Source organism: Microbacterium meiriae, from assembly GCF_040685015.1.
Taxonomy (GTDB): domain Bacteria; phylum Actinomycetota; class Actinomycetes; order Actinomycetales; family Microbacteriaceae; genus Microbacterium; species Microbacterium meiriae.
In genome coordinates, this window is sequence record NZ_JBFBHD010000001.1 from 231,542 (window position 1) to 257,068 (window position 25,527).

General features: G+C 70.8%; 26 protein-coding genes and 1 tRNA gene. 14 read left to right on the forward strand and 13 right to left on the reverse strand.

The window, feature by feature from the left end; translation table 11 throughout:
• Positions 1 to 26 precede the first annotated feature (26 nt).
• Entirely contained in the window at positions 27 to 2,213 is a 2,187-nt protein-coding gene (locus tag AB0N68_RS01155) for an MMPL family transporter (RefSeq protein ID WP_280565675.1), read from the forward strand.
• An 18-nt stretch (positions 2,214 to 2,231) separates the two neighbouring features.
• Here AB0N68_RS01155 and AB0N68_RS01160 read toward each other — a convergent pair.
• The 4 genes from AB0N68_RS01160 to AB0N68_RS01175 form a co-directional block, all read right to left on the reverse strand.
• A tRNA-Arg gene (locus tag AB0N68_RS01160) sits at positions 2,232 to 2,305 on the reverse strand.
• Between the two features lie 47 nt (positions 2,306 to 2,352).
• Positions 2,353 to 2,850, reverse strand: coding sequence for an HNH endonuclease (locus AB0N68_RS01165; protein WP_060921795.1), 498 nt, complete (start codon positions 2,848 to 2,850; stop codon positions 2,353 to 2,355).
• 307 nt (positions 2,851 to 3,157) lie between these two features.
• Positions 3,158 to 3,883, reverse strand: coding sequence for a M23 family metallopeptidase (locus AB0N68_RS01170; protein ID WP_232089064.1), 726 nt, complete (start codon positions 3,881 to 3,883; stop codon positions 3,158 to 3,160).
• 344 nt (positions 3,884 to 4,227) lie between these two features.
• Entirely contained in the window at positions 4,228 to 4,929 is a 702-nt protein-coding gene (locus AB0N68_RS01175) for an iron-dependent transcriptional repressor DtxR (protein ID WP_025105536.1), read from the reverse strand.
• A gap of 100 nt (positions 4,930 to 5,029) precedes the next feature.
• On the opposite strand from AB0N68_RS01175, the gene serC reads away from it, so the two are divergent.
• Positions 5,030 to 6,142 (forward strand): phosphoserine transaminase, encoded by a 1,113-nt coding sequence (gene serC / locus AB0N68_RS01180; RefSeq protein ID WP_280565673.1) that lies wholly within the window; start codon positions 5,030 to 5,032, stop codon positions 6,140 to 6,142.
• A 9-nt stretch (positions 6,143 to 6,151) separates the two neighbouring features.
• Here serC and AB0N68_RS01185 read toward each other — a convergent pair whose 3' ends face one another.
• Positions 6,152 to 6,763, reverse strand: coding sequence for a DUF3027 domain-containing protein (locus AB0N68_RS01185; protein ID WP_280565672.1), 612 nt, complete (start codon positions 6,761 to 6,763; stop codon positions 6,152 to 6,154).
• Positions 6,747 to 7,127: a cold-shock protein gene (locus AB0N68_RS01190; RefSeq protein WP_025105533.1), complete on the reverse strand. Its 381-nt coding sequence runs from the start codon at positions 7,125 to 7,127 to the stop codon at positions 6,747 to 6,749. The genes AB0N68_RS01185 and AB0N68_RS01190 overlap by 17 nt, the downstream gene beginning before the upstream one ends.
• A gap of 114 nt (positions 7,128 to 7,241) precedes the next feature.
• On the opposite strand from AB0N68_RS01190, the gene AB0N68_RS01195 reads away from it, so the two are divergent.
• The 3 genes from AB0N68_RS01195 to AB0N68_RS01205 are packed head-to-tail and all read left to right on the forward strand — an operon-like array spanning position 7,242 to position 10,908.
• Entirely contained in the window at positions 7,242 to 7,517 is a 276-nt protein-coding gene (locus AB0N68_RS01195; RefSeq protein WP_187662063.1) for a multidrug ABC transporter ATPase, read from the forward strand.
• 10 nt (positions 7,518 to 7,527) lie between these two features.
• A complete protein-coding gene (locus AB0N68_RS01200) occupies positions 7,528 to 9,231 on the forward strand; it encodes a helicase-associated domain-containing protein (RefSeq protein WP_280565669.1) in 1,704 nt (567 codons plus the stop codon).
• Between the two features lie 36 nt (positions 9,232 to 9,267).
• On the forward strand, positions 9,268 to 10,908 hold the full coding sequence (locus tag AB0N68_RS01205; protein ID WP_259951427.1) for a DNA repair helicase XPB: 1,641 nt from the start codon (positions 9,268 to 9,270) through the stop codon (positions 10,906 to 10,908).
• A 15-nt stretch (positions 10,909 to 10,923) separates the two neighbouring features.
• On the opposite strand, the gene AB0N68_RS01210 is transcribed toward AB0N68_RS01205, so the two are convergent.
• On the reverse strand, positions 10,924 to 11,931 hold the full coding sequence (locus tag AB0N68_RS01210) for a CPBP family intramembrane glutamic endopeptidase (protein ID WP_280565668.1): 1,008 nt from the start codon (positions 11,929 to 11,931) through the stop codon (positions 10,924 to 10,926).
• A 118-nt stretch (positions 11,932 to 12,049) separates the two neighbouring features.
• On the opposite strand from AB0N68_RS01210, the gene AB0N68_RS01215 reads away from it, so the two are divergent.
• The 3 genes from AB0N68_RS01215 (at position 12,050) to AB0N68_RS01225 (ending at position 14,903) form a co-directional block, all read left to right on the forward strand.
• Positions 12,050 to 12,742, forward strand: a complete 693-nt coding sequence (locus AB0N68_RS01215) for a response regulator transcription factor (protein ID WP_025105529.1) — start codon at positions 12,050 to 12,052, stop codon at positions 12,740 to 12,742.
• A gap of 61 nt (positions 12,743 to 12,803) precedes the next feature.
• Positions 12,804 to 14,492, forward strand: coding sequence for a sensor histidine kinase (locus AB0N68_RS01220; RefSeq protein ID WP_280565665.1), 1,689 nt, complete (start codon positions 12,804 to 12,806; stop codon positions 14,490 to 14,492).
• A 123-nt stretch (positions 14,493 to 14,615) separates the two neighbouring features.
• Positions 14,616 to 14,903 (forward strand): WXG100 family type VII secretion target, encoded by a 288-nt coding sequence (locus tag AB0N68_RS01225; protein WP_187662068.1) that lies wholly within the window; start codon positions 14,616 to 14,618, stop codon positions 14,901 to 14,903.
• Positions 14,904 to 14,980: 77 nt separating this feature from the next.
• Here the strand turns inward: AB0N68_RS01225 and groL are convergent, their stop codons facing one another.
• The 4 genes from groL to AB0N68_RS01245 all read right to left on the reverse strand — a co-directional run bounded on the left by groL (position 14,981) and on the right by AB0N68_RS01245 (position 18,624).
• Positions 14,981 to 16,600, reverse strand: a complete 1,620-nt coding sequence (gene groL / locus AB0N68_RS01230) for a chaperonin GroEL (protein WP_025105526.1) — start codon at positions 16,598 to 16,600, stop codon at positions 14,981 to 14,983.
• Positions 16,601 to 16,724: 124 nt separating this feature from the next.
• The gene (locus AB0N68_RS01235) at positions 16,725 to 17,291 is read right to left on the reverse strand and encodes a LytR C-terminal domain-containing protein (protein WP_311198669.1); all 567 of its coding nucleotides are present in this window, start codon (positions 17,289 to 17,291) and stop codon (positions 16,725 to 16,727) included.
• A gap of 70 nt (positions 17,292 to 17,361) precedes the next feature.
• Positions 17,362 to 17,622, reverse strand: a complete 261-nt coding sequence (locus tag AB0N68_RS01240; RefSeq protein ID WP_259951423.1) for a DUF3263 domain-containing protein — start codon at positions 17,620 to 17,622, stop codon at positions 17,362 to 17,364.
• Between the two features lie 9 nt (positions 17,623 to 17,631).
• Positions 17,632 to 18,624: a DUF2332 domain-containing protein gene (locus tag AB0N68_RS01245; RefSeq protein WP_280565660.1), complete on the reverse strand. Its 993-nt coding sequence runs from the start codon at positions 18,622 to 18,624 to the stop codon at positions 17,632 to 17,634.
• Between the two features lie 71 nt (positions 18,625 to 18,695).
• On the opposite strand from AB0N68_RS01245, the gene msrB reads away from it, so the two are divergent.
• Positions 18,696 to 19,100, forward strand: coding sequence for a peptide-methionine (R)-S-oxide reductase MsrB (gene msrB, locus AB0N68_RS01250; protein WP_268776757.1), 405 nt, complete (start codon positions 18,696 to 18,698; stop codon positions 19,098 to 19,100).
• Positions 19,097 to 19,780 (forward strand): nitroreductase family protein, encoded by a 684-nt coding sequence (locus tag AB0N68_RS01255; RefSeq protein WP_396654773.1) that lies wholly within the window; start codon positions 19,097 to 19,099, stop codon positions 19,778 to 19,780. Before msrB ends, AB0N68_RS01255 begins: the two co-directional genes overlap by 4 nt.
• On the opposite strand, the gene AB0N68_RS01260 is transcribed toward AB0N68_RS01255, so the two are convergent.
• Entirely contained in the window at positions 19,777 to 20,691 is a 915-nt protein-coding gene (locus tag AB0N68_RS01260) for a DMT family transporter (RefSeq protein ID WP_187664202.1), read from the reverse strand. The two genes, AB0N68_RS01255 and AB0N68_RS01260, sit on opposite strands and share 4 nt — an antisense overlap.
• A gap of 164 nt (positions 20,692 to 20,855) precedes the next feature.
• On the opposite strand from AB0N68_RS01260, the gene AB0N68_RS01265 reads away from it, so the two are divergent.
• Genes AB0N68_RS01265 through AB0N68_RS01280 form a run of 4 tightly spaced genes read left to right on the forward strand, consistent with a single transcriptional unit; the run spans position 20,856 to position 24,536 of the window.
• Positions 20,856 to 21,767: an ABC transporter ATP-binding protein gene (locus tag AB0N68_RS01265; RefSeq protein WP_187662071.1), complete on the forward strand. Its 912-nt coding sequence runs from the start codon at positions 20,856 to 20,858 to the stop codon at positions 21,765 to 21,767.
• A complete protein-coding gene (locus AB0N68_RS01270) occupies positions 21,764 to 22,588 on the forward strand; it encodes an ABC transporter permease (protein WP_292794884.1) in 825 nt (274 codons plus the stop codon). Before AB0N68_RS01265 ends, AB0N68_RS01270 begins: the two co-directional genes overlap by 4 nt.
• A gap of 8 nt (positions 22,589 to 22,596) precedes the next feature.
• Positions 22,597 to 23,865, forward strand: a complete 1,269-nt coding sequence (locus AB0N68_RS01275; RefSeq protein ID WP_280566870.1) for a sensor histidine kinase — start codon at positions 22,597 to 22,599, stop codon at positions 23,863 to 23,865.
• Complete coding sequence (locus AB0N68_RS01280; protein ID WP_280566867.1) at positions 23,862 to 24,536, forward strand: response regulator transcription factor; 675 nt, start codon at positions 23,862 to 23,864, stop codon at positions 24,534 to 24,536. The genes AB0N68_RS01275 and AB0N68_RS01280 overlap by 4 nt, the downstream gene beginning before the upstream one ends.
• A gap of 7 nt (positions 24,537 to 24,543) precedes the next feature.
• Here the strand turns inward: AB0N68_RS01280 and AB0N68_RS01285 are convergent, their stop codons facing one another.
• Positions 24,544 to 25,497, reverse strand: a complete 954-nt coding sequence (locus AB0N68_RS01285; protein WP_280566864.1) for an aldo/keto reductase — start codon at positions 25,495 to 25,497, stop codon at positions 24,544 to 24,546.
• Between the last annotated feature and the right edge of the window lie 30 nt (positions 25,498 to 25,527).

The following is a 25,527-nucleotide window of genomic DNA, read 5'->3' on the forward strand; positions in this document are numbered from 1 at the left end:
CCGCCCCCTCTCCCGAAAGGACCCCGATGTCCCGCCCCGCCCCCGCACCGACGCCGCCGACCCGCGAGCGCACCCGACGCCACTCCTGGCTGCGCGTGTTCCTCCCGGTCGCCCTCATCCTGGTGTGGCTGGCGGGTGCCTCCTTCGGCGGTCCGCTGTTCGGCAAGGTCGACGAGGTGTCGTCCAACGATCAGACGACGTACCTGCCGGAGTCCGCGGACGCCACGACGGTGCAGCAGCTCCTCGGTGAGTTCACCGACAGCGACGCGATCCCGGCGATCGCGGTCTTCACCTCCGAGGAGGAGCTGACGCCGTCCGAACTCGAGGCGATCTCCGCCGCCGTGGCGGACGCCCCGGACGTGGAGGGGGTCACTGACGACGTCTCCCCCGCGCTCCCCTCCGAGGACGGCCGGGCCGTGCAGGCCTTCATCCCGATCGACGGCGACGCCGAGCTCAGCGATGCCACCGCCGCTCTCGGCGACGAGCTGCGCGCGGCGGTACCGGACGACGTCACGGTCTACATCACGGGGCCGGCAGGCTTCACAGCCGACCTCGCCGCCGGGTTCGCCGGCATCGACGGACTCCTGCTCGGTGTCGCCCTGCTCGCCGTGCTCGTGATCCTCGTCCTCGTCTACCGTTCGTTCCTGCTGCCGCTCGTCGTGCTCTCCACGAGCCTGTTCGCGCTGTGCGTCGCGCTCCTCGTCGTGTGGTGGCTGGCGAAATGGGAGATCCTGCTGCTCAGCGGGCAGACCCAGGGGATCCTCTTCATCCTCGTGATCGGCGCCGCCACCGACTACGCGCTCCTGTTCGTCGCGCGGTTCCGGGAGGAGCTGCGGGTCGCGCAGGACAAGGGCGTCGCCCTCCTCGCCGCGTGGAAGGGATCGGTCGAACCGATCGTCGCCTCCGGGGGCACCGTGATCGCGGGACTCCTGTGCCTGCTGCTCAGCGACCTGAAGTCGAACAGCACGCTCGGCCCGGTCGCGGCGATCGGCATCGTGTTCGCGATGCTCTCGGCCCTCACGCTCCTGCCCGCGCTGCTGCTGTTGTTCGGACGCGCGGTCTTCTGGCCCCGGCGTCCCCGGTTCGAGCCCGAGGTCGTGGCCGAGGAGCACGGCATGCGCACCACCGGCCTCTGGGCGCGACTGTCGGGCCTCATCAAGAAGCGCCCCCGCGTCATCTGGATCGCGACCACCCTCGTCCTCCTCGCCGGCGCGGCCGGCGTCACACAGCTCGACGCACAGGGCGTCCCGCAGTCCGACCTCGTGCTCGGAGCGTCGGAGGCGCGCGACGGTCAGGTCGCACTCGGTGAGCATTTCCCCGGCGGCTCAGGGAGCCCCGTCTCCGTGATCGTGGACGAGGACCGCCTGCAGGATGCCGCCGACGTGCTCCTCGCGAACGACGGGATCGACGGGGTGACCGTCACCGCGGCCGATTCCCCGAGCGGGTCCGCCCCGGTGACGACGGACGGGATCACGGCCGTCGGCCCTCCCGGGACCCCCGCTCCGGAGCCCACGACGGTCGACGGCCAGGTGCTCCTGCAGGGGACGCTGACGGATGCGGCCGATTCCGCCGCGGCCGCCTCCACCGTGCGCGAGCTGCGCGGAGAGCTCGACGACATCGGAGCCGTGGTGGGCGGGGTGACGGCCACCTCGATCGACACGAACGACGCGTCCATCCACGACCGCAACCTCATCATCCCGGTGATCCTCGTCGTCATCATGATCATCCTGATGCTGCTCCTGCGCTCGATCCTGGCGCCGGTGCTGCTGATCCTCACGACGGTGCTGTCCTTCGGTACGGCGATGGGCGTCTCGGCGCTGGTGTTCAACGGCATCTTCGACTTCCCCGGTGCCGACCCCGCGGTCCCGCTCTACGGCTTCGTGTTCCTCGTCGCCCTGGGCATCGACTACAACATCTTCCTCATGACGAGGGTGCGGGAGGAGTCGAAGCAGCACGGGACGAGGGAGGGCATCCTCCGCGGGCTCTCCATCACCGGCGGCGTCATCACCTCCGCCGGGCTGGTGCTGGCGGCGACGTTCGCGGCACTGTCGGTGATCCCGATCCTCTTCCTCGTGCAGCTCGCGTTCATCGTCGCGTTCGGCGTGCTGCTGGACACGTTCGTGGTGCGTTCGCTCCTCGTGCCGGCACTCGCCTACGACATCGGCAAGAGCATCTGGTGGCCGTCGAAGCTGTGGCGGCGCGGGCAGCCCTGACGCATGCGGAAGCGGGAGTGCCCTCGACAGGATTCGAACCTGCGACCTGCCCTTTAGGAGAGGGCTGCTCTATCCTGCTGAGCTACGAGGGCGCACAGCCAGTCTACGGGACCACGGTTGTGCGCCCTCGCGCTGGCTCTCACGCGGCGAGGGCGAGGTAGGGCTCCCAGCGGGGATCGCTGCGCTCCACCCCGCGCACCGTCCACGCCGTCCCGTGCGGCGGGCGCGGCGTGAACCGCAACTGCCACCGCATCTCCTGCGGCGTGCGGTTGCTCTTGAGGTTGTTGCAGCGCAGGCAGCAGGCGACGAGGTTCTCCCAGGAGTCCGCGCCGCCGCGCGAGCGGGGCAGGACGTGGTCGATCGTCGCCGCGGCCTTGCCGCAGTATCCGCAGCGATGCCCGTCGCGCCGCAACACGCCGCGACGGGTGACCGGCACGCGACGGCTGAGGGGGACGCGCACGTAGCGGGAGAGGATGATCACCGCCGGGCGATCGTAGACGCCGTGGGTTCCCCAGACGGGGTCGTCCTCGACTCTCTCGATGACCGTCGCCTTGTCGTTCATGACCAGGACGAGGGCTCTCTTGAAGGACACGATCGCCAAGGGCTCGTATCCGGCGTTCAGGACCAGTGTGCGCATTCGTCATCCTCTCGATCCGCCGGGACGGCTTCCCGGCACTCTCGACTCACACGACGTCGTGCAGGAGGAGGAGTGTTCGCAGGGACGAGAAAAGGCGCCGTCTACAGACGGCGCCTTTCGCGCGCGGCAGCACCGCGGCATCCCTGCGGGCAATGCCGAAGGACGTGACGACCGAGAGCGTCCATGGTTCGGATGCTCGGTGTTCGCTCCATCAGCCTCTCCCGCCTGTATGACGACGGGTTCAGGCTAACCCATCCCGCGAGGACCGGGGCGGAACGGGAGATGAATGCTCGAGAACGTGTCCCGGTCAGCCGGCGTTGACGGAAAGCCAGGACATCGGCTCGACGAGGCCGCCGTTGATCCAGACCTCGAAATGGAGGTGGTTCGCGGTCGACCGTCCCGTGCTGCCCACATAGCCGATCAGCTGTCCGGCGGCGACGGTCTGCCCGGCCTGCACCTGGCGCGACCCGTAGAGCATGTGTCCGTACGTGGTCTGGACCTGCTGACCGCCCACGACGCTGTCCAGCATGACGGCGACGCCGTAGCCGCCGATGCTCTCGGCGGAGGCGCGCACGACGCCGGCCGCGGCGGCGTAGATCGGCGTGCCGGCGGGTGCGAGCATGTCGGCGCCGTTGTGGCCGCCGCCGACGGTGCGGCTGACGTTCCAGGAGCCGAGCGGCAGCGGGTAGCGGACCTGGCCGGAGCCGGGAGCGACGAGTGCGTAGCCGGCCGTGTTGAAGGTGCCGGACGAGGGTGCGGACGCGGACGCGGAGGCAGCGGCAGCGGCGGCCCGCGCCGCGGCGGCGGCGGCCTCTTCGGCCTTCTTCTTCTCGATCTCCTCCGGCGTGGTCGCGCTGAAGGCACCGCGCACGAGCGGAGCGGCCGTGGCCTCCGACGCGACGACGAGCGACTGCGCGTCGACCGCGGCGAGCTGCTGCACGGTCTGCGCCGTGGCGTCCGTCGGCTTGGACGCCGCGTAGGCGGGCAGCGCGACAGCGGCGACGAGAGCGCCGACAGCACCGAAGATCGCCACCGACCGGAGAGGGGCTGCGATCTTCCGAGCACTGACCCGTGCACCGGTGCGCCGGGCGGGTACTCGATCTTCAGATGTCTTCGCGGTCGGTTCGATGTCTGCGGCCAAAACGTGGTCCTCCTGAGCCCTCGCACCTCGGGTGGTGCTGGCCCGTCGACGTTCTGCCCCAGGGCAGAGATGCACTACTCGGGTTCGAGTGCGTCCCTGTCGGGAAGACGACGAGCCGGAAGGCGGATCTTCGCGGTTCGCCCCCAGCGGGCTTCTTCGCTGAGGACCTGACCGAGGTTACCGGAAGATAACGATCATGTCACCCTGGGAAACTGACAATCCTCGGTGAGGCCTTCTCAGGCCGGTTCGCCGACGAGGAAGATGTGCGAGGCCAGCTCCACGGGGAGCTCGAGACCCTCCTCCTTGCCGTCCATCTGGATGAGCACATAGCCCTCGTTGAAGCGGAAGTCGCCGCGGGCCCCGGGCACGACGCCCGCGTCACGCAGCTGCTCCAGGAGCTCCGGGTCGACCTGGGCCGGCTCGGCGAGACGGCGGACCGTCCCCTCGACCGGCTCGCCTGCGGCGTTCAGCCGCTGCACGAGACCGATCACACCCTCGTCGAAGGTGCGGGCGGGAAGGTCGCCGAGCTGGTCGAGACCGGGGATCGGGTTGCCGTACGGCGACTCGGTGGGGTGCCCGAGCAGCTCGACGAGACGACGCTCCACCTGCTCGCTCATGACGTGCTCCCAGCGACAGGCCTCCTCGTGCACGAAGGCCCAGTCCAGCCCGATCACGTCGGACAGCAGGCGCTCGGCGAGGCGGTGCTTGCGCATCACGTCGACGGCCTTGCGACGGCCGGCGTCGGTGAGCTCGAGCGTGCGGTCCTCGGACACCACGACGAGGCCGTCGCGCTCCATGCGACCGACGGTCTGCGAGACCGTCGGTCCGGAGTGCCCGAGGCGCTCCGAGATGCGCGCCCGCAGCGGCACGATGTTCTCCTCCTCGAGTTCGAGGATGGTGCGGAGATACATCTCCGTGGTGTCGATCAGATCCGTCATGTGGGCCCTCCGGAAGTTCTTAGGCAAGCCTACATTCCTCCGGCGACATCGGACGGGGTCGCGGACGGGAGGAACTGCGGGATCCCCCTAGAATCTAGCCATGGCGATCGAGATTCCCCGTGACCTCCTGCCCACAGACGGCCGCTTCGGCTGCGGCCCCTCGAAGGTGCGCGGCGCGCAGCTCGAGGCGCTCGTCACGACGGGGGCCTCCGTCCTCGGGACCTCGCACCGCCAGGCACCGGTGAAGAACCTCGTCGGCAGCGTCCGCGAGCAGCTCGCCGCTCTCTTCCGTCTCCCCGAGGGATACGAGATCATCCTGGGCAACGGCGGCTCGACGGCGTTCTGGGACGCCGCGGCCTTCGGCCTGATCGAGCGACGCAGCCAGAACCTCGTGTTCGGCGAGTTCGGCGGCAAGTTCGCCAAGGCGGCAGGAGCCCCCTGGCTCGAGGCGCCGGATGTCCGCTCCGCCGAGCCCGGATCGCGGAGCGCGGCCGAACCTGTCGACGGCGTCGACGTCTACGCGTGGCCGCACAATGAGACCTCGACCGGCGTGGCCGCGCCGATCGAGCGCGTCCGCACCGACGGTGCCCTGACGGTGATCGACGCGACGAGCGCCGCGGGCGGCATCGACGTCGACATGACGCAGGCCGACGTCTACTACTTCGCCCCGCAGAAGAACCTCGGCTCGGACGGCGGGCTCTGGTTCGCCGCCGTGTCTCCGGCCGCGATCGACCGCATCGAGCGGATCGCCGCCTCGGGACGCTACATCCCGGAGTTCCTGAGCCTGAAGCACGCGGTGGACAACTCGCGGCTCAACCAGACGCTCAACACCCCTGCGCTCACGACGCTGCTCCTCCTGGACGACCAGCTGCGGTGGATCCTCGGCAACGGCGGTCTCGCCTGGGCCGCTGCGCGCACGGCGGAGTCGTCGTCGGCGCTGTACGACTGGGCGGAGGCGTCCGCCGTCGCGACCCCCTTCGTCACCGACCCGGCGCACCGCTCACCCGTGGTCGCGACGATCGACTTCGACGACAGTGTCGACGCCGCGGCGATCGCCAAGGCGCTCCGCGCCAACGGCATCGTCGACACCGAGCCGTACCGCAAGCTCGGCCGCAACCAGCTGCGGGTGGCGACGTTCGTCTCGATCGAGCCGGACGACGTGCGTCAGCTCATCCGGGCCATCGACTTCGTGCAGGAGAACCTGGGCGGCTGAGCGTCCGCCTCACTCCTCTTCGTCGCCGGCGTCCGCATCGCGGGCGTCGGCGTCGTCGTCTTCGGAGTCCTCTGCCTCGTCGTCCTCGTCGTCCTCATCGGACGCGTCGAGTTCGTCGTCCTGATCGGACGGGTCGAGCTCGTCGATGTCCACGCCGTCGAGGTCTCCGGCATGGAGGATGTCGGAGCCGTCCTCGTCGAGTTCGTCATCGTCGATGCCGTCGTCGTCGAGGTCGCCGTCGGCGTCCTCTTCCTCCCCGTCGGCGTGCTCACCACCGGCAGCGGCGGCCTCGGCCAGCTCCGCCTGGTGTGCGCGGTACTCGGCGAGGCGTTCCGCCCACGGCACCCACTCCGGGGCCAGCAGAGCACCGTCGCCGGGGAGCAGCTCGACCTCGAGGACGGTGGGCTCCTCGTCCTCGACACGGGCGACCGTCACCGTCCAGTACCAGCCGGGGTAGCCGGGGAGCCGGTTCTCGAATCGCAGGGAGACGGATCCGTCCTCCTCCGGCGTGAAGCCGGCAGCCGGTCCGACCGTGGCGGCAGGGGTGATCTCGTGCAAGGCGGCGAGCGCGAGGTCGTGCGCCTCGACGAGCCGCGCGTCGGCGTCAGGCTTCGAGGTCATCGGCGACCTTGCGCAGGACGGCCGCGATCTTGCGGCCGTGGCTCGAGGAGGGGTAGCGGCCGCGGCGCAGGTCGCCGCCGATGCCGTCGAGGAGCTTCACGAGATCCTCGATGATGATCGCCATGTCGTCGGCGGGCTTGCGCTTCGCCTTCGCGAGACTGGGCGGCGCTTCGAGCACCCGGACCGACAGCGCCTGGAGACCGCGCTTGCCGTCGGCCACGCCGAACTCCACGCGCGCACCCGCCTTCACCGCGGTGCCGGCCGGCATCGCGGAGGCGTGCAGGAAGACGTCCTGGCCGTCATCGCTGGCGATGAAGCCGAAACCCTTGTCTTCGTCGTAGAACCTGACCTTGCCGGTGGGCATGGGAGAACCTCGCTGGATCGAATGCGGACGGAGCGCGCTCGTGCGCGTGTCCCCCAGCCTACCGGTCACGGGCGGAACGGAACCGCTCCCGCGCGTGCGAGTAGGCTGGGGCGGATGAGTACGCAGAGTCCCGGACCGGAGGTCCCCATCCGTCGGATCGACCGCATCCTGGCGTTCACCGCGCTCGGTATCGCGGCCGCGTCGGTGATCTGCTTCTTCGTCATCATCATCGGCACCGCGCTCGGCATGGACAGGGCCGCGTTCGGTGAGGGCCTGTGGCCGGTGATCGCCGCGATCCCCTACTGGGGGCTGCCGCTCGCCTTCGTCATGATCATCGCGCTGCTGGTGATGAGCTTCGTGCGGAAGGGTCGCGCCGAGTCGCGTCGCTGAGGCCGCATCGATGAGCACGCACGCACGCCCGTTGGCCGACGACCTGGCCGCGGCGAGCGATGACGAGCTGACGGCGCTGCTGACCGCGCGCGGTGTGCGTCCCGATGTCGCCTGGCAGGATCTCTTCGACGCGGCCGAGTCCCTGCTGGACGCCGCGTCGATCGGCCGTGCGCTGCCCGCTCTGACCGCCGCGGAGGCCGCCGCGCTCGTCGACGCCGTGGCGGGAGACGGAGCCGGCGCCGGCCGCGAGCGTCTGACCGCGCTCGCCCTGCTCCGCGCCGACGGCACACCGCACCCGCCCGTCGCCGAGGCGGTGGCCGGGAGGTCTCGGCCTGCTCCCCTCGACGAGACCCCCGCACCGGCAGCGGAGGAGTCCGTCTCCGCGCACGCCGCGGAGCGCGCCTTCACCACCGTCGGCGTGCTCGCCGACATCCTGCTCCTCGCCAGGGAGCAGCCGTTCACCCTCCTCATGGGCGGTGCGGTGAGCGCGGGCCAGAAGCGTCAGCTCACCGAGACGGGCCTCGATGTCGAGAGCGTCGATCCGCTGGTGGCGCTCGCCGTGCGCGCCGGTCTCGCCGCTCCCGTCGAGCGCCTGCTGCGGACCACCCCGGCCGCTGAGGACTGGCTCCGTTCCCCCGCGCCCGCACGCTGGAACCTCCTGGCCACCGCCTTCCGTGACACGCTCCCCCGCGGGATCCGCACGGCGACGGGAGGGTGGTTGCCGCCGAGTCAATGGCCCCTCGCCCATCCCTGGGATCCGGCCTGGCCGGAGGAGGCGGCTCGACAGTTCGAGACCGCTCGTCTTCTCGGCCTCATCGCGGAGGACGGCTCCGAGCCCCCGTGGTCCGCGGCGCTGCGGCGCGGCGAGGCGGCCGATCCCTCCGCCCTTTCGGCGCTCCTACCCGCGGAGGTGGACCGGATCTTCCTCCAGAACGACCTCACCGCGATCGCGCCAGGCCCCCTGCAGCCTGCACTGGACGTGCGGCTGCGGACCATGGCCCGTCGGGAGTCCGCCTCCCAGGCCTCGTCGTACCGCTTCACCGCGGAGTCGGTCGCACATGCGTTCGCCGCAGGGGAGGACGAGGCCTCGATCCTGGGGTTCCTCGGCGAGATCTCACTCACGGGCATTCCGCAGCCCCTCGGCTACCTCGTCGCGCAGACCGGCCAGCGCCACGGACTCGTGCGGGTCTCCGTGGACGAGGAGACGGGGCGCACGCGGGTGGAGAGCACGGATGCGCACCTCCTCGAAGCCATGGCGGTCGACCAGTCGCTCCGGCCGCTCGGGCTCACCGCGCACGTCGGCTCGCTGACGACCAAGGTCGGGCAGGACACGGTCTACTGGGCGCTGACCGACGCCAGGTACCCCGCGACCCTCGTCGATCGCGACGGGACCGTCGCTGTACGCACGCGACACCCGGCTGCCGTACCCGACCCCGCTCCCGCCCCCGACTACGCACCGCTGATCGCGCGGCTGCGCGAACGCCAGGGACCCGACGCGGACGCCGCGTGGCTGGACAGGGAGCTGGAGGCGGCGGTGCGCGCGAAGGCCGTGCTGCGGGTGACGGTCGGCATGCCGGACGGATCCACCAGGGACCTCCTCCTCGAAGCCACCGGGATCGGCGGCGGACGGCTGCGGGGAAGGGACAGGGCGGCCGATGTCGAGCGCACCCTGCCCGTGTCGAGCATCCGCGCCGCGACCGTCGTCCCGACCTAGGCCCCGTGCAGCCAGGGGCCGGTAGACTGGTCAGCTATGTCTGATGGCCCCCTGATCGTCCAGAGCGACCGCACCGTGCTCCTCGAGGTCGCCCACGCCGACGCCGAGAGCGCCCGCCACGAGCTCGCGATCTTCGCCGAGCTGGAGCGCGCACCCGAGCACATCCACACCTACCGGATCACGCGGCTCGGGCTGTGGAACGCCCGCGCCGCCGGACATACCGCCGAGGACATGCTGGAGACGCTCGACCGGTGGTCGCGCTTTCCCGTCCCGCCCTCGGTCGCCGTCGACCTGCGCGAGACGGTCAACCGGTACGGCCGCCTGGTCATCGAGCGCGACGATGAAGGCGTGCTCATCCTGCGCTCGACCGACCCCGCCGTGCTGGCCCAGGTCGCGAACAACAAGCGCATCCAGCCGCTGCTCATCGGGCACCCGACCCCGGAGACGTTCGTCGTGGACGCCTGGGCCCGCGGGCAGATCAAGCAGGAGCTGCTGAAGATCGGCTGGCCGGCGGAGGACCTCGCCGGCTACACGCCAGGAACCCCTCACGAGATCGAGCTCGCCGAGGACGGGTGGGCCATCCGTCCGTATCAGCAGGACGCCGTCGACGCCTTCTCGAAGGACGGCTCCGGCGTGGTCGTGCTCCCCTGCGGTGCGGGCAAGACGATCGTCGGCGCCGGGGCCATGGCGGCCACCAAGACGACGACCCTCATCCTCGTGACGAACACGGTGTCCGCGCGGCAGTGGCGGGACGAGCTGCTCAAGCGCACCAGCCTCACCCCCGAGGAGATCGGCGAATACTCCGGGCAGGCCAAGGAGGTCAAACCCGTCACGATCGCGACGTACCAGATCCTCACCGCGAAGCGGAAGGGCGAGTACGCGCACCTCGCCCTCCTCGACGCGCTGGACTGGGGCCTCATCGTGTACGACGAGGTGCACCTGCTGCCGGCGCCCGTGTTCAAGCTCACCGCCGACCTCCAGGCCCGCCGCCGGATCGGCCTCACCGCGACCCTGGTCCGCGAGGACGGCCGCGAGGGCGACGTCTTCAGCCTGATCGGCCCGAAGCGCTTCGACGCCCCCTGGAAGCAGATCGAGGCGCAGGGCTTCATCTCCCCCGCCGCCTGCTTCGAGGTGCGAGTCGACCTGCCCCCGGCGGACCGCCTGGAGTACGCGGCGGCCACCGACGACGAGCGCTACCGGCTCGCGGCCTCCGCCCCGGCGAAGATCGATGCGGTGCGCGAGCTGATCGCGGCTCACCAGGGCGAGCAGATCCTCGTCATCGGCCAGTACCTCGACCAACTCGACGCGCTCTCGCAGGCGCTCGATGCCCCGCAGATCACCGGGTCCACTCCGGTCGAGGAGCGGGAGGAGCTGTACCGGGCATTCCGGGAGGGCGACATCTCGCTGCTCGTGGTGTCCAAGGTCGCGAACTTCTCCATCGACCTCCCCGAGGCATCGGTCGCCATCCAGGTGTCCGGCTCGTTCGGCTCCCGGCAGGAGGAGGCCCAGCGTCTCGGGCGCCTTCTCCGTCCGAAGCAGTCCGGCCACACCGCGAGCTTCTACACGCTCGTGGCACGCGACACCATCGACCAGGACTACGCGCAGAACCGGCAGCGGTTCCTCGCGGAGCAGGGCTACAGCTACACGATCATGGACGCCGAGGCGATCGCCGCCTGACGGCGGTGACGGCGCTCAGCCGCGCAGCATCCGCGGGAGCTGATGCGTGCCCGCGGCGCCGTCGGTGATCGCTGCGGTCCGCTCGATCCCCCGGCGGCGGGCCCAGCGGTCGGCGACGGCGGCGAAGACGAGCATCGCCAGCGCGGAGCCGAGGAGATCGACCGGCGTGCCCGAGGTCGCGTTCGCATCGACCACGGCGACGGAGCCGAGCAGGAAGATCAGCAGATTGTTGACGATGTGGAGCGAGATCGCCGCCTCCAGACCGCCCGTGCGCCACGTCAGCCAGGCGGCGACGACGGCGAAGAGGCCGACGCTCGCCGCACCCCAGACGTCGTAGCCGTGCCCCAGCACGAACAGCGGCACCGGCAGCAGGATCGCGAAGGCGGGGTACCTCAGCCAGCTCCCGACGAGCTGCATGAGGTACCCCCGGAAGACGTACTCCTCCGCTGCGGCCTGGAACGGGATCAGCACGAGCAGGAGCACCACCATGAGCAGCAGCCCCGGGTGGGAGAAGTCGGGCGTCACCGCGTCGCCGGCGGCGGCCGACCAGCCGAGCACCACGGCGAAGTAGACCACGAACACGGCGAGCGCCAGCACGAGGGTCCGGCCGAGCCACCCCATCCGCAGCCGCCCGGTGACCGAGGAGAGCAGGCCGACGCCCCGCCCCTGCACCACCCGCGAGGCGAGCAGCAGCGCCGGGATCATGAGGATGAGCGGGAGCACGAGCGCCACGAGGAGCCACGGACGGTCGAGCTGGAAGTAGGCGGTGGTCCGGAACATCATCTGCAGTTCCGCCGCCCAGCCCGGGACGAGGGCGGACACGACGACCAGCGGCACGATCACGAGCACGAGGATCGCGAGGTAGAACGCGATGCCGAGGAGCCCGGTGAGCAGCGGCTTCCACCACCGGGGGCGCGGGCGGAGGAGCGCCAGACGGTGGTACTCGAGCCCTCCGTCGGACCCCTCAGGAGACGCGGCGGACGGGGTGACGGGGGCGGCGGTGGCGTCCTCGATCGAACTCATGCCTCGATCCTCCCCCGACCGCCTGTGCAGCACATCCACCTGCCGACGGATCGACCGCATCCACGCCGTTCCGCAGGATAATCAGCCCGCGCATGGCCGAAGTCACCATAATGGGGTCATGACTGCTGCGCGCATCCTGGTCGTCGACGACGAGCCCAACATCCGCGACCTGCTCTCCACGGGTCTCAGCTTCGCCGGGTTCCAGGTGAAGACGGTGGCCAACGGCGCCGCCACGATCTCCGCCGTCCTCGAAGAGGAGCCGGACCTCATCATCCTCGACGTCATGCTCCCCGACATGAACGGGTTCAGCGTGACCAAGCGCCTCCGCGGCGCCGGCTTCACCGCACCCATCCTCTTCCTCACGGCCAAGGACGGCACGGAGGACAAGATCGAGGGACTCAACGCCGGCGGCGACGACTACGTCACCAAGCCGTTCAGCCTGGACGAGATCGTCGCCAGGGCCCAGGCCATCCTCCGCCGCACGATGCAGGCCGACGAGGAGTCGATCATCCGCGCCGGCGAGCTGTCGATGGACCAGGACACGCACGACGTGCACGTCGGCAAGGAGCCGATCGACCTGAGCCCGACCGAGTTCAAGCTCCTGCGCTACCTCATGCTGAACCCGAACCGGGTGCTGTCGAAGGCGCAGATCCTCGACCATGTCTGGGAGTACGACTTCAACGGCGATGCCGGCATCGTGGAGAGCTACATCTCGTACCTCCGCCGCAAGATCGACCCGCACACCGAGGAGTCGCTGATCCAGACGAAGCGCGGCTTCGGGTACATGCTCAAGGTGGGCAAGACGGTCTGAGACCGTCAAGTCCGCACCCGCCGTCCCCGGACGGCACCGCCGTCGCAGCAGGGAGGACCGCATGGCGCACAAGCCGGATGCGGTCACCGCGTGGTGGCGGCGCATCAGCCTCCGCGCCAAGGTCACCGGCGTCACCGTGGCCGTCCTCGCGCTCGGCCTCCTCGTCGCGGGCATCGGGACCGTACCGCTGCTGCGGAACGCCCTGGTGGAGAACATCAACGCGCAGCTCCCTGCGCTGGTGACCAGCGACCTCGTCAACCGGTACTTCGACACGACGACGATCGACGGCGTCACCACCTACACGCCGAGAGACGAGAAGCCGCGTGACTTCTCGTTCGCGGTCTACGACGCGGAGGGCACCCTCCGCGCGACCGCGCCGAGCGCGTCGGGCCGAGCTCCGGTCTTCCCCGCCGAGTACTCGCTCTCCGACGCCCAGGCGAATGAGGAGCAGGTCCTCGCGCTCGAGGACGCGGACGGCGGCGTCTACCACGCTGCTGCCGCGGTCGTGCAGCAGGAGGGCGACCCGCTCAGCATCCAGATGGTGGCGCTCCCCCTCGCCGAAGCCGACCGCATCATCAGTCAGTACTTCGGCATCTACATCACCATCGCCCTCATCACGATCTTCGTCGCAGCGCTGCTCACCCGCGGCCTCGTGACGCTGACCTTCCGACGGCTCGGGCAGGTGGAGCAGACCGCCATGTCGATCGCCGCCGGCGACTTCCGACAGCGGCTCACCGACCTGGAGCCGACCACCGAGGTCGGCCGCCTCAATGCGGCCATCAACACGATGCTCGACCGCGTCGACCGGTCCCTCGCCCAACGCGACCGCACGGTACAGCACATGCGCCGGTTCATCGGAGACGCCAGTCACGAGCTGCGGACCCCGCTCGTCAGCGTGCGCGGGTACGCCGAGCTGTACCGCATGGGCGCGATCAAGGGCGAGGAGGACACCGCTCGGGCGATGGAGCGCATCGAGAAGGAGGCGATCCGCATGGGCGTGCTCGTGGAGGATCTCCTCGCGCTCGCACGGCTGGACGAGGAGCGCGAGCCGGAGATCGTCCCTCTCGACCTCCGCCCCATCGCCCGCGACGCCGCCCTCGACGTCCGCGCCGCGGCGCCCGGACGCGTGATCTCCGTGATCGACAGGACGGTCGAGAACGTCCCGACCGCCCCCATCCGCACGCCCGTGGTGCCCATCGCCCAGGACCCCGCACCCAAGACCCGGCCCCGGGCCACCCTGTCGCGGCTGCGCCGCCGTCCGCGCACGCCGGAGCAGCCCCCCGCCATCGACTTCACCGAGGTCGCGGACATCCCGGTCCGGACGCCGCCGATCGTGCTCGGCGAGGAGAACAAGGTCCGCCAGGTGGTCACGAATCTCCTGGGGAACGCGCGCCGCTTCTCCCCGGAGGACAGTCCGATCGAGATCGTGGTGGACTCGGACCGCGTCGCCGGGACCGCGAGCATTTCGATCGTCGATCACGGCGAGGGTGTCCCCCCGCAGATCCGGGAGCAGATCTTCGAGCGGTTCTGGCGCGCCGACACGTCCCGGGCACGGGAGACCGGTGGATCCGGTCTCGGGCTCGCCATCGTCGCCTCCATCCTCAAGGCTCTGAACGGCGACATCGCAGTCTCCGAGAGCCCTGGAGGCGGAGCCACCTTCACCGTGACGCTGCCACTGGCGCCGGCGCGCTCGACCCCGGAGCATCTCCTCGAGGACACGCAGCCGCTCGACCGCCTCGACCTGCCGTAACCGCCTCTTCTGCACAGTCGGCTCGCACCGCGGCGTTCTCCCGTCCGCGGTGCCGCGCTCCCTCTCCGCGCGCCCCGGGACTGCCGCCTGCGTATCGTCGGGGTTTCCTCGAAGGGAGTTCCCATGACCGTCTTCACCGTCGACACCGACGCCGTCCACGCAGCGGAAGCCGCGACGCGCGCCACCATCGAGCGTCTGCGCGCCGAATCCGCCACCCTCATGTCGCAGCTCAGGCACCTGCAGACCGCCTGGGTCGGCACCGCCGCCACGGCGTTCCAGGGGTGCGCGGAGGAGTGGCAGGGCGCCCAGCAGCACGTCGAGCTCGTCCTGGACGGTATCGGCACCTCGCTCGGCGCCGTGGCCACCCAGTACGCCGACGCAGATCAGTACTCGGCGAGCCTGTTCCGCTGAGGGACACGCAGAAAGCCCCCGGCCGGAGCCGGGGGCTTTCTGTCGGTGAGACCGGGGTCTCCGATCCTGTCAGAGGATCAGAAGTCCATGCCGCCCGTGGGGTCACCCGCGGGAGCAGCAGCCTTCTCCGGCTTGTCGGCGACGACGGCCTCCGTCGTCAGGAACAGACCGGCGATCGACGCGGCGTTCTGCAGCGCGGAACGCGTGACCTTCGCCGGGTCGATGATGCCCTGTGCGAACATGTCGCCGTACTCGCCGCTGGCGGCGTTCAGGCCCTGGCCCGCGGGGAGCTCGGACACCTTGTTGGCGACGACGCCCGGCTCGAGACCGGCGTTCAGCGCGATCTGCTTCAGCGGAGCCTCGATCGCGACGCGCACGATGTTCGCACCGGTCGCCTCGTCGCCCTCGAGCGAGAGAGCGTCGAGCGCCTTCGTGCCGGACTGGATGAGCGCGACGCCACCACCGGGGACGATGCCCTCCTCGACGGCCGCCTTCGCGTTGCGGACGGCGTCCTCGATGCGGTGCTTGCGCTCCTTGAGCTCGACCTCGGTCGCAGCGCCGGCCTTGATGACGGCCACGCCACCGGCGAGCTTCGCCAGGCGCTCCTGCAGCTTCTCGCGGTCGTAGTCGCTGTCGGTGTTCTCGATCTCGCGACGGATCTGCGTGACGCGACCCTCGATCTGGTCGGCCTCGCCGGCACCCTCGACGATCGTGGTCTCGTCCTTGGTGACGATGACCTTGCGCGCACGGCCGAGCAGGTCGAGCGTGGCGTTCTCGAGCTTGAGGCCCACCTCTTCGGTGATGACCTGGCCGCCCGTGAGGATCGCGATGTCCTGCAGCTGCGCCTTACGGCGGTCGCCGAAGCCGGGAGCCTTGACGGCGACCGACTTGAAGATGCCCTTGAGCTTGTTCAGCACGAGGGTCGCGAGGGCCTCACCCTCGACGTCCTCGGCGATGATGACGAGCTCCTTGCCGTCCTGGATCACCTTGTCGACGATGGGCAGGAGGTCCTTGATGTTGGAGACCTTCTGGTTCGCGATGAGGATGTACGGGTCCTCGAAGACGGCTTCCTGGCGCTCCGGGTCCGTGACGAAGTACGGGTTCAGGTAGCCCTTGTCGAAGCGCATGCCCTCGGTGAGCTCGAGCTCGGTGCCGAAGGTCTGCGACTCCTCGACGGTGACCACACCCTCCTTGCCGACCTTGTCGATGGCCTCGGCGATGAGCTCGCCGATCGCCGGGTCGGCGGCCGAGATGGAGGCGGTCGCGGCGATCTGCTCCTTGGAGTCGATCTCCTTCGCCGTGCTCAGCAGCTCCTCGGTGATCGCGGCGACGGCCTTCTCGATGCCGCGCTTGAGCGAGATGGGGTCGGCGCCGGCCGCGACGTTGCGCAGCCCCTCGCGGACCAGGGCCTGGGCGAGCACCGTGGCGGTCGTCGTGCCGTCACCGGCGACGTCGTCGGTCTTCTTGGCGACCTCCTTGACGAGCTCCGCGCCGATCTTCTCGTACGGGTCGTCCAGCTCGATCTCCTTGGCGATGGAGACACCGTCGTTCGTGATCGTGGGGGCGCCCCACTTCTTCTCGAGCACGACGTTGCGACCACGCGGGCCGAGGGTCACCTTGACCGCGTCGGCGAGGATGTTGAGGCCACGCTCGAGGCCGCGGCGGGCCTCCTCATCGAAGGCGATGATCTTTGCCATGAGTTTTGTCGTCCCTCCTGGACGTAGACGGTGGGTTTAGCACTCAGAGTGAGAGAGTGCTAACGCCATTCTGGCACTCGACACCATCGAGTGCAAGCCGCACGATCCGGGAGGGAGACGGGCGTCAGGGCGCGGGAGTCTCCGGCACCGACGCGGCCCGGTCGACGCCGATCACGATGGTGAGCTGCTTCTGCCCGTCCTCCGTCTGGCCGGCGTAGTAGTCGCTCTGCTGCACCTCGGCACCGCCGATGACGCCGGCGAGGCCCTTCGCCGCCTCCTCGTCCTCGGCGCTGACGTAGTAGACGGTCGTGGTCTCGAAGTCGTCGCTGGCGCTGTCGCTGGCGAGCACGGTCGCCGCCGCCCACCCGGCGTTGATGAGGGTGTCGCGCATCTGATCGTCCAGCCCGCTGTCCGGGGTCGCGTTGAGGATGAGCACCGAATAGCTCGGGTCGATCACCCCGGTCTGCTCAGGCGTGGGGGCCGCGGACGGCGCCGCCTCCGGGAAGAGGTCGATCCGTCCCATGACGGCCAGGGCGCCGAAGATGCCGGCGATGATGAGCACGAGAGCGGCGACGAACGACCACAGCAGCACGACCCAGCCGTTCATGCCCGGGGCTTCGGCGCGGTGTGCTCCCACGCGTCCGGTGGAACGGGGGACCTCGTCGAAACGGTCACGGGGGGGCTTGGACACCCCTCGATGCTAGCGGCACGTCCCTGGCAAACCGTTCCGCGACGAGCCCGATCGCGTGCCGCGGGTCGGGTCAGCCCGTGAAGCCGGGGACCCGCGCCGACCGCCGGGCGCTCCTGGCATCCCGCAGCCGACGCAGGCGGCCGACGAGGATCGGATCGAAGGCGAGGGCCGCCTCCGAGTCGATGAGCCGACCGAGGAGCTGGTAGTAGCGCGCCGCACTCATCCCCAGCCGCGTACGGATGACCTCCTCCTTCATGCCGCCGTGGCGCGGCCAGGCGGCCTCCAGGGCGAGGATCGCGCGATCGCGCTCCGTGAGGTGGTCTGCGGGCATGTCCTCAGGTTAGGTCGTGGTCGGCGTTTCGCCCGCGCGCCACTCCCACCGGGCGCCGAGCGGATCGGCAGCGGCGCGCACCCGACCGTCGAGCGCGACGACGAACCCGGGCCACGCCTCCGCGGCGACCGGCGGATCCCAGACGTCGAGCAGGGCGGGCGGGTCGATCGTGACCCAGCGCGCGGGGAGCGCCGCGATCCTCGCGACCAGCGCCTCCCGCTCCGCCCGCGGGATGTGCACGAGAACGCCCGGCGTCGTGATCACCAGCGTGGCGTCCGCCGGGGCGGCCCGCGCCAGGTCCTCCAGGTGGACAGCCGCGTCTCCGGCGACGAGAAGAGGCGGGTCGGCGGCCGCGATGTCGAGAGCGGCCGTGATGCGCTGCTCCCTCCCCTCCTCCCCCGGCCACACGAGAGCGCGCAGCCAGCGCCGATCCTCGTCGTCGGCGGCGTCCAGCGGCGCGAGGTCGATCCCCGCACGCCACACGACCTCGGGCATCCGCAGCGACGGGAGGTCGCCGGAGACGACGCTCTCCAGCACCACCGACGAGGGGCCGTCGAGGGGATCGAGCGCCTGACGGACGAGTCCGTCTCCGTCGATGACGCGATACGAATAGCGATCGGGGTACAGGCAGAGGCCGGCGGAGGCGCCGACCTCCAGCAGAGCGAGGGGTCCGTCGATCTCGGAGAGCACCGGGAGCAGCGCGGCGGTACGCAGCGGCTCGTTGGTCTGGAGCGCGCGCCGTGTGCATTCCTCGACGAGCCGGTCGGCGTGCGCGAGGACGAAGCGACGCCACTCCGAGTACGGCCCATGACCGGCACCGAGCAGGCGGGACACGGCGAAGACGAGGGGAGGCTGACGTCGGGTCGCGGGGATCCGCTGGAGGAGGCGTGTGATCTCCTGGTCTTCGGCGACCCCCGTCGCCCACTCCGCATACAGGGCGCTGCGCCCCGGCGCCTCCATCGCGGCGAATCGGGCATAGCGCTCGTGCACGGCGTCGGTCATTCGTCCATTCTGACGCGGAGCGCCACGAAGGCTCCGCACCAGGGAGAATGGAAGGGACTCAGGAGGACACGATGCCCTACAGCGTGAACAAGACCGAAGACGAGTGGCGCGAAGAGCTCGGCGAGGAGCAGTACGCCGTACTGCGCCAGGCGGCGACCGAGCGCGCCTGGACCGGTGAGCTGCTCGACGAGGAGCGCGCCGGTCTCTACACCTGCGGCGCCTGCGGTGCGGAGCTCTTCAAGAGCGGCACCAAGTTCGACTCGGGCTGCGGCTGGCCGAGCTTCTACGAGTCGGTCCGCCCGGACGCGGTGGAGCTGCTCGAGGACGACAGCCTCGGCATGGTCCGTACCGAGGTCCGGTGCGCGTCGTGCGGCTCGCACCTCGGGCACGTCTTCCCGGACGGCTTCGGCACGCCCACCGGTGACCGCTACTGCATGAACTCGATCGCGCTGAACTTCACGCCCGACGCGTCGTGAGCGCCCTCGACGCCGTCCGCGCACGGCAGTCCTGGTCGAAGGTCGGCGACACCGCTCCCGGACGTGAGGAGCTGGTGACGCTCGTCGGCGCTGCCGGCCGCGTCGCCGACCACTCGTCGCTGCGCCCCTGGCGTCTGATCGAACTCCGCGGCGCGGACCGTGAGGCGCTCGGCGCCGCGATCGCCGAGGCGCAGGGGGACGCGGAGCCGTCCACGAAGCCGCTGCGTGCTCCGCTCCTCATCGCGGTGGTCGCGAGCTACCGCCCGAGCGAGAAGGTACCGCGCTGGGAGCAGGAGGCGGTGGCGTCCGGCGTCGCCCATGTGCTGAGCCTGCTGCTCGATGAGGCGGGGTGGGGCGTCATCTGGCGCACCGGGCACTACACGCGCTCGGAGCCGGTCGCGCGGATGCATGGACTGGGTACGGACGAGGAACTCCTCGGGTGGCTCTACGTCGGCGCGAAGCCGGAGGGCAAGAGCCCGGGCCGACGCAAGACCGTCGACGCCCGCGCCCTCCTGACCCGCCCGCCGAAGCTCTCCGCCGAAGCCCGGGCGGCTGCGGAGGAAGCCGCGCGGGAGGCCGCGGACAAGAAGGCCGCCACGGCGGAGAAGAAGGCCCGCAAGAAGGCCCGCAAGAAGGCGAAGAAGAAGGCGAAGAAGGCCGCCAAGAAGAGCGGTTCCTAGAGCCGGCGGCGACGCCAGGGCACCGCGACGAGGACCGAGCCGACCGCAACGATCACCATCGCGATCACCTGCCACAGTGCCGGTCCCGCCTGCGCCGGCCAGAGCAGGTCGATCACGACGGACGTGACGAGCTGCCCGAGCACCGAGCCCAGGCCCATCAGCAGCACGCCCGTGTGCGCGACGATGAACGCGCCGAGCAGGATGTACCCCGCTCCCAGGAACCCGCCGAGGTAGAGCCAGGGCTCTGTCGGCAGCGCGGCCGGCCACCCCCGCACTGCGACGCTGGTGCCGGCGGCGACCGCCAGCACCAGCGTTCCCGCGATGAAGCTCATCAGGGTGGCGGCGATCGGCGACTGCACGCGCTGGGCCAGCCGCCCGTTGGTCGCCGCCTGCCAGGCGATGCCCACGCCGGCGGCGAACGGAAGCAGCAGCATCCACAATGGGGCGGTCGCGAGCACATCGCCGGAGAGGGAGATGCCGACCGCGGCGAGGGCCAGCACGCCGCCCATCACGCGACCGGGGGTCACGGCCACGACGCCGGCCGGGCCGAAGCCGATGCGGTCGAGGACGAGGCCGTGCAGGGTCTGTCCCGCGACGACGCCGACGGTGAAGAGCGAGACGCCGAGGATCCCCGCCGTCAACCCCTGGGTGGACACGGTGAGCGCACCGCAGGCACCGCCGAGGAGCATCCAGAACGGGATGCTGCGCTCCCGGATCCCCCGTCCGAGGCGCATCGCGCCGCGCCGGGCGAAGGGCAGGAACGAGATGACCACGGCGAGCGCCACGAGCCCGACGGCGAAGGACAGGAAACCGGCGACGATGCCGTTGTCGACGCGCACGCCCAGCACGCCGTTGATGCGCGCCTGGACCGCGGTCATGACCCCGATCGCGACGGCTCCCCCGAGGGCCAGAGGAGCGGGGAGTCGGCGGGCGGGGGTCACCTCTCGACACTATCGGAGCGGCGCAGCCCACCCGTCCTCCCCCACATGGTCCTCCCCGAGGACGATCACACCGCTTCCGGGAATCGTCCTCCGGGAGGACGCGCCGCGGCCCGCCGATCCGTAGCGTGGAGCCCATGATCACCGCAGAAGGCCTCACCAAGAGATTCGGGGACAAGACCGCCGTGGACGGCGTGTCCTTCACCGTGCAGCCCGGCAGCGTCACCGGCTTCCTCGGACCGAACGGCGCAGGGAAGTCGACGACCATGCGCATGATCGTCGGGCTCGACCGTCCGACGGCCGGGACGGCGACCGTCGCCGGGCGGGAGTACCGCAAGCTCCGCGCACCGCTCACCGAGGTGGGCGTCCTGCTGGACGCGAAGGCGGTGCACACCGGACGGACGGCGCGCGACCACCTCCGCGCGATGGCCGCCACGCACGGCATCCCCACCTCCCGCGTCGACGAGGTCATCGAGCTCGCCGGCATCGGCTCGGTCGCCCGGAAGCGCGCCGGGAAGTTCTCCCTCGGCATGGGGCAGCGCCTGGGGATCGCCTCCGCACTGCTGGGCGATCCGCACACCCTCATCCTCGACGAGCCCGTCAACGGCCTCGACCCCGAGGGCGTCCGCTGGGTGCGGCAGTTCGTGCGACACGCCGCCTCCGAGGGCCGGACGGTGCTGCTGTCCAGTCACCTCATGAGCGAGATGGCGCAGACCGCCGACCATGTCATCGTGATGGGACGGGGCAAGGTCCTCGCCGATGCCCCGCTCGCCGAGCTGGTCCGTTCGTGGACGACCAACCGCGTGCGCGTGCGGACGCCGCGCCCGACCGACCTCGTGGCCGCCGTGGGCGGTCCCGACGTGGAGATCGTCAGCGCGGCTCCCGATCTGCTCGACATCGCTGGGCTCCCGGCGGCGCGCATCGGCGACCTCGCCGCGGAGCGGGGGATCCCGCTGCACGAACTCACCCCGACCACCGGATCCCTCGAAGAGGCCTACCTCGCCCTCACCGGCGACGCCGTCGAGTACCGCACGAAGGAGCTCTCATGACCGCCGCCCCCGCCGTGACGACCCCGGCCATCGCACCCCCCGCCGCCGACTCCGGCCGGCGCCTCACGTTCGCGCGCGCCGTGCGCGGCGAGGCCATCAAGCTCACCACCCTCCGGTCGACGTGGTGGTCCATCGCGATCGCCGCCGTGCTCACGATCGGCATCGCCGTCCTCATCGCCCAGGCGATCGACGCCCCCGGGTTCGACCCGATCCAGGCCGTCGTCATGCCTATCCAGTTCACGATGCTGCTCGCCGGCATCATCGGCGCGATCTCGGTGACCGGGGAGTACTCCACGGGCATGATCCGCTCGACGCTGACAGCCGACCCGATCCGCGGGTCGGTGCTGCTGGCGAAGTCGCTCGTGCTCGCGGGCTTCCTGTTCGTGTCGTCGCTGGTCATCTTCGGTGCCGCGGCGGCGGCCGTCTCCGCCGTGGTCGCGGGACGCGAGCGGGGCATCGACTGGTCGGACCCCTCGAGCTCCGTCCTGCCGATCGTGGTCGCCTCGCTCGCCATGGCCGTCTTCGCGCTGATCGGTGTGGCCTTCGGCTTCATCCTGCGCTCGGGCGCCGGGGCGATCGCGGCGACGGTCGGTCTGCTGTTCGTGCTCCCGATCGTCGCGAGCTTCTTCTCGATGGCCGGCGAGGCCTGGGCCTGGGTGCTCGACGCCTCGGCCTACCTGCCGGTCGCCGCTGCGCAGAACGCGATCCTGCCCGGTGACACGGCGACGCTCGACGCTCCGGTCGCCTACCTCACGCTGGGCTGCTGGGTGGTCGGCGGCCTGCTGGCCGCCTGGGCCGTCCTCCGCACGCGCGACGCGTAGGAGACCGGGTGCCGGCGACGCGACGCGGAACGGACACCGTCCGGGAGGACGAGGGGCTGCGGCTCCCTCGTCCTCCCGGGGTGTTCCGTCGTTTCTGGGCGCGCCATCCCGTCCTCGCCGACGTCCTGCTCACCCTGCTCTGCATCATCCTCACGATCACCCCCGCCGCGCGCATCGATGACGCCGACCGCGGGCCCGTCGGGCTCGTGCTCGCCGCCCTGCTGCCGCTGTGCGTGATCGCGGCGTGCGCCACCCTGCTCTGGCGTCGACGGAAGCCCTGGCTTCCCGCGGTCGCGGCGATCCTGCTCGAAGCCTTCCTCCTGTTCACCGCCCTGCCCGGGAGCAGCCCGCTCCTGCTGATCGCCGGTTACTCCCTCGCCGTCTACCGCTCCGCCCGCGCGGCGTGGACGGCCTTCGGCATCGGGGTCGCGACGACCGCCTCCGGGGCCGGGCTCCTCCTCTGGGCTGGCGTCTTCACCCTTCAAGAGGCGGTCAACGCGCTCCTCGGCACGGTCGTGCTCGGGCTCATCGGCACCCTGATCGGCGCGAACGTGGGCAACCGCAAACGCTATCTGGACGCCGTCATCGATCGCTCGCGGCAGCTTCTCGTGGAGCGGGATCAGCAGGCGCAGCTCGCCGCAGCCGCCGAGCGCGCGCGGATCGCGCGGGAGATGCACGACATCGTGTCGCACTCCCTGACCGTGGTCGTGGCGCTGTCCGAGGGAGCGGCCGCCACCCCGGACCGAGAGCAGGCCCGCGCAGCCGCCACCTCCGCGGCGGACACCGCCCGCAGCGCGCTCACCCAGATGCGGGCGATGCTCGGCGTGCTGCGAGACGACGACGCGCCGCTGCTCCTCGCGCCGGTGTCTCCCGCGTCACCACAGGAGACCGTCGCGGCGGCGCAGCGGACCGGGTATCCGGTCACCCTCGCCACAGCCGGTCAGGCGGAGGTGTCGTCCGACGTGGCCCATGCCCTCGGCCGGATCGTGCAGGAGGGGCTGACGAACGCGATGCGGCACGCGCCGACGGCGACCACGGCGTCCGTGCGCCTCGAGTACACGCCCGCTACCGTGAGGGTGGAGATCGTCAACGACGGCGTGGCCGGGGCTCCCGCTGAGGGCGGCTTCGGACTACGAGGGCTCACGGAGCGCGCCGCGCACGTCCGCGGCACCCTGGAGTCCCGGCCGGACGGCGAGGGGCGATGGACCCTGCGGGCTGTCCTGCCGACGTCGGCCGAGGCCCCGGCCGTGTCGCCGGGCGGAGAGGAGAACACATGACAGCGCCGATCCGCGTGCTCCTGGTCGACGATCAGGAGCTGATCCGTCTGGGTTTCCGCATGGTCCTGGAGGCGGAGCCCGACATCGTCGTCATCGGAGAAGCCGCCGACGGGAACGCCGCGATCGCCCAGAGCGCTGCCCTCGCCCCTGACCTCGTGCTCATGGACATCCGCATGCCGGAGCTCGACGGGATCGCCGCGACGAGAGCCATCGTCGGCGCGCATCCCGAGACGAGGGTGCTCGTCCTCACGACGTTCGATCTCGATGAGTACGCCTTCGGTGCGATCCGCGCGGGCGCCAGCGGCTTCCTCCTGAAGGACGCCCAGCGCCACGAGATGCTCTCCGCGGTCCGTGCCGTGCACCGCGGCGACGCCGCCCTGGCGCCGCGGGTGACCCGCATGCTGTTGGAGCATGTCGGTCCGCAGCTCAGAAGCGCCGCGCCGGCGGCCGAGACGGTCGACGACGCCGGATACCGTTCCCTGACCGACCGCGAGCAGGAGGTCTTCCTCGCGATGGGAAGGGGTCTCTCCAACGCCGAGATCGCGGCGACCCTCTACGTCGGCGAGTCCACGGTCAAGACGCACGTCGGCCGCATCCTGGCCAAGCTCGGGGCACGGGACCGGATCCACGCCGTGATCTTCGCGCACCGGCTCGGGCTCGTCGGGCGGTGAGGCCGGGTCAGCTCTGAGGCGGCGTCCAGGCCGACACGCGGTTCAGGCGCTGGACCTCCTCGGACGACAGCTCCAGCCGCGCTCCGGCGAGCAGATCCGGAACCTGATCCACCGTCCGAGCGCTGGCGATGGGCGCCACCACGGTCGGCTGCGCCCGCAGCCAGGCCAGAGCCGTCGCGGCGACGGATGCGTCGTGCGCGGCGCCGATCTCATCCAGCGCGGCGATGATCCGCAGCCCAGCCGCGGTGGCGTACTTCGCGGCTCCGGCGGCGCGCGGCGATCCTTCTCCCCCGGCATCCGTCGAGCGGTACTTGCCGGTCAGGAAGCCGCTCGCCAGCGCGTAATACGGCACGAGGCCCAGCCCGAACTCCTCGGCGACGGGGATGATGGTGTCCTCGACGTCGTTGCGGTGCACGAGGTTGTAATGCGGCTGGATGGCGACGGGGCGCGCGACGCCGAGCCGGTCGGCGATGTCGATCCACTGCCGGATGCGGTCGGCCGTGTAGTTCGACACCGCCACGTGCCGCACGAGTCCGTCCGTGACGAGGGCGCCGAACGCCTCGACGGTCTCCTCCAGCGGCACCGACTCGTCGTCGAAGTGCGCGTAGTAGAGGTCGATCTCGTCCACGCCGAGGCGAGCGAGGGATGCCTCCGCCGCGCGGCGGACGTTCCCGGCCGAGAGGCCGCGGAAGTCGGGATGCTGGCTGACCTTGGTCGCGACGACGACGCCCTGGGGCCGCCGCGACGCGAGCCACGCCCCGATGATCGTCTCGCTCTCGCCGCCCTCGTTGCCCGGCACCCAGGCACTGTAGGAGTCCGCCGTGTCGATGAAGTCGCCGCCCCCGTCGAGGAAGGCGTCGAGGACGGCGAACGACGCGTCACGGTCGGCGGTCCAGCCGAACACGTTGCCGCCGAGGGCGAGGGGGAAGACGTCGAGGTCACTGGAGCCGATACGGGTCATGTCCGAGACAACCGCAGCGAGCGGCGCGAA

Coding starts and splice junctions, on each gene's coding strand:
- AB0N68_RS01155 (WP_280565675.1), top strand. CDS start 27: ATGTCCCGCCCCGCCCCCGCACCGACGCCGCCGACCCGCGAGCGCACC.
- AB0N68_RS01165 (WP_060921795.1), bottom strand. CDS start 2,850: ATGCGCACACTGGTCCTGAACGCCGGATACGAGCCCTTGGCGATCGTG.
- AB0N68_RS01175 (WP_025105536.1), bottom strand. CDS start 4,929: ATGACGGATCTGATCGACACCACGGAGATGTATCTCCGCACCATCCTC.
- serC (WP_280565673.1), top strand. CDS start 5,030: ATGGCGATCGAGATTCCCCGTGACCTCCTGCCCACAGACGGCCGCTTC.
- AB0N68_RS01185 (WP_280565672.1), bottom strand. CDS start 6,763: ATGACCTCGAAGCCTGACGCCGACGCGCGGCTCGTCGAGGCGCACGAC.
- AB0N68_RS01190 (WP_025105533.1), bottom strand. CDS start 7,127: ATGCCCACCGGCAAGGTCAGGTTCTACGACGAAGACAAGGGTTTCGGC.
- AB0N68_RS01195 (WP_187662063.1), top strand. CDS start 7,242: ATGAGTACGCAGAGTCCCGGACCGGAGGTCCCCATCCGTCGGATCGAC.
- AB0N68_RS01200 (WP_280565669.1), top strand. CDS start 7,528: ATGAGCACGCACGCACGCCCGTTGGCCGACGACCTGGCCGCGGCGAGC.
- AB0N68_RS01205 (WP_259951427.1), top strand. CDS start 9,268: ATGTCTGATGGCCCCCTGATCGTCCAGAGCGACCGCACCGTGCTCCTC.
- AB0N68_RS01210 (WP_280565668.1), bottom strand. CDS start 11,931: ATGAGTTCGATCGAGGACGCCACCGCCGCCCCCGTCACCCCGTCCGCC.
- AB0N68_RS01215 (WP_025105529.1), top strand. CDS start 12,050: ATGACTGCTGCGCGCATCCTGGTCGTCGACGACGAGCCCAACATCCGC.
- AB0N68_RS01220 (WP_280565665.1), top strand. CDS start 12,804: ATGGCGCACAAGCCGGATGCGGTCACCGCGTGGTGGCGGCGCATCAGC.
- AB0N68_RS01225 (WP_187662068.1), top strand. CDS start 14,616: ATGACCGTCTTCACCGTCGACACCGACGCCGTCCACGCAGCGGAAGCC.
- groL (WP_025105526.1), bottom strand. CDS start 16,600: ATGGCAAAGATCATCGCCTTCGATGAGGAGGCCCGCCGCGGCCTCGAG.
- AB0N68_RS01240 (WP_259951423.1), bottom strand. CDS start 17,622: ATGCCCGCAGACCACCTCACGGAGCGCGATCGCGCGATCCTCGCCCTG.
- AB0N68_RS01245 (WP_280565660.1), bottom strand. CDS start 18,624: ATGACCGACGCCGTGCACGAGCGCTATGCCCGATTCGCCGCGATGGAG.
- msrB (WP_268776757.1), top strand. CDS start 18,696: ATGCCCTACAGCGTGAACAAGACCGAAGACGAGTGGCGCGAAGAGCTC.
- AB0N68_RS01265 (WP_187662071.1), top strand. CDS start 20,856: ATGATCACCGCAGAAGGCCTCACCAAGAGATTCGGGGACAAGACCGCC.
- AB0N68_RS01270 (WP_292794884.1), top strand. CDS start 21,764: ATGACCGCCGCCCCCGCCGTGACGACCCCGGCCATCGCACCCCCCGCC.
- AB0N68_RS01280 (WP_280566867.1), top strand. CDS start 23,862: ATGACAGCGCCGATCCGCGTGCTCCTGGTCGACGATCAGGAGCTGATC.
- AB0N68_RS01285 (WP_280566864.1), bottom strand. CDS start 25,497: ATGACCCGTATCGGCTCCAGTGACCTCGACGTCTTCCCCCTCGCCCTC.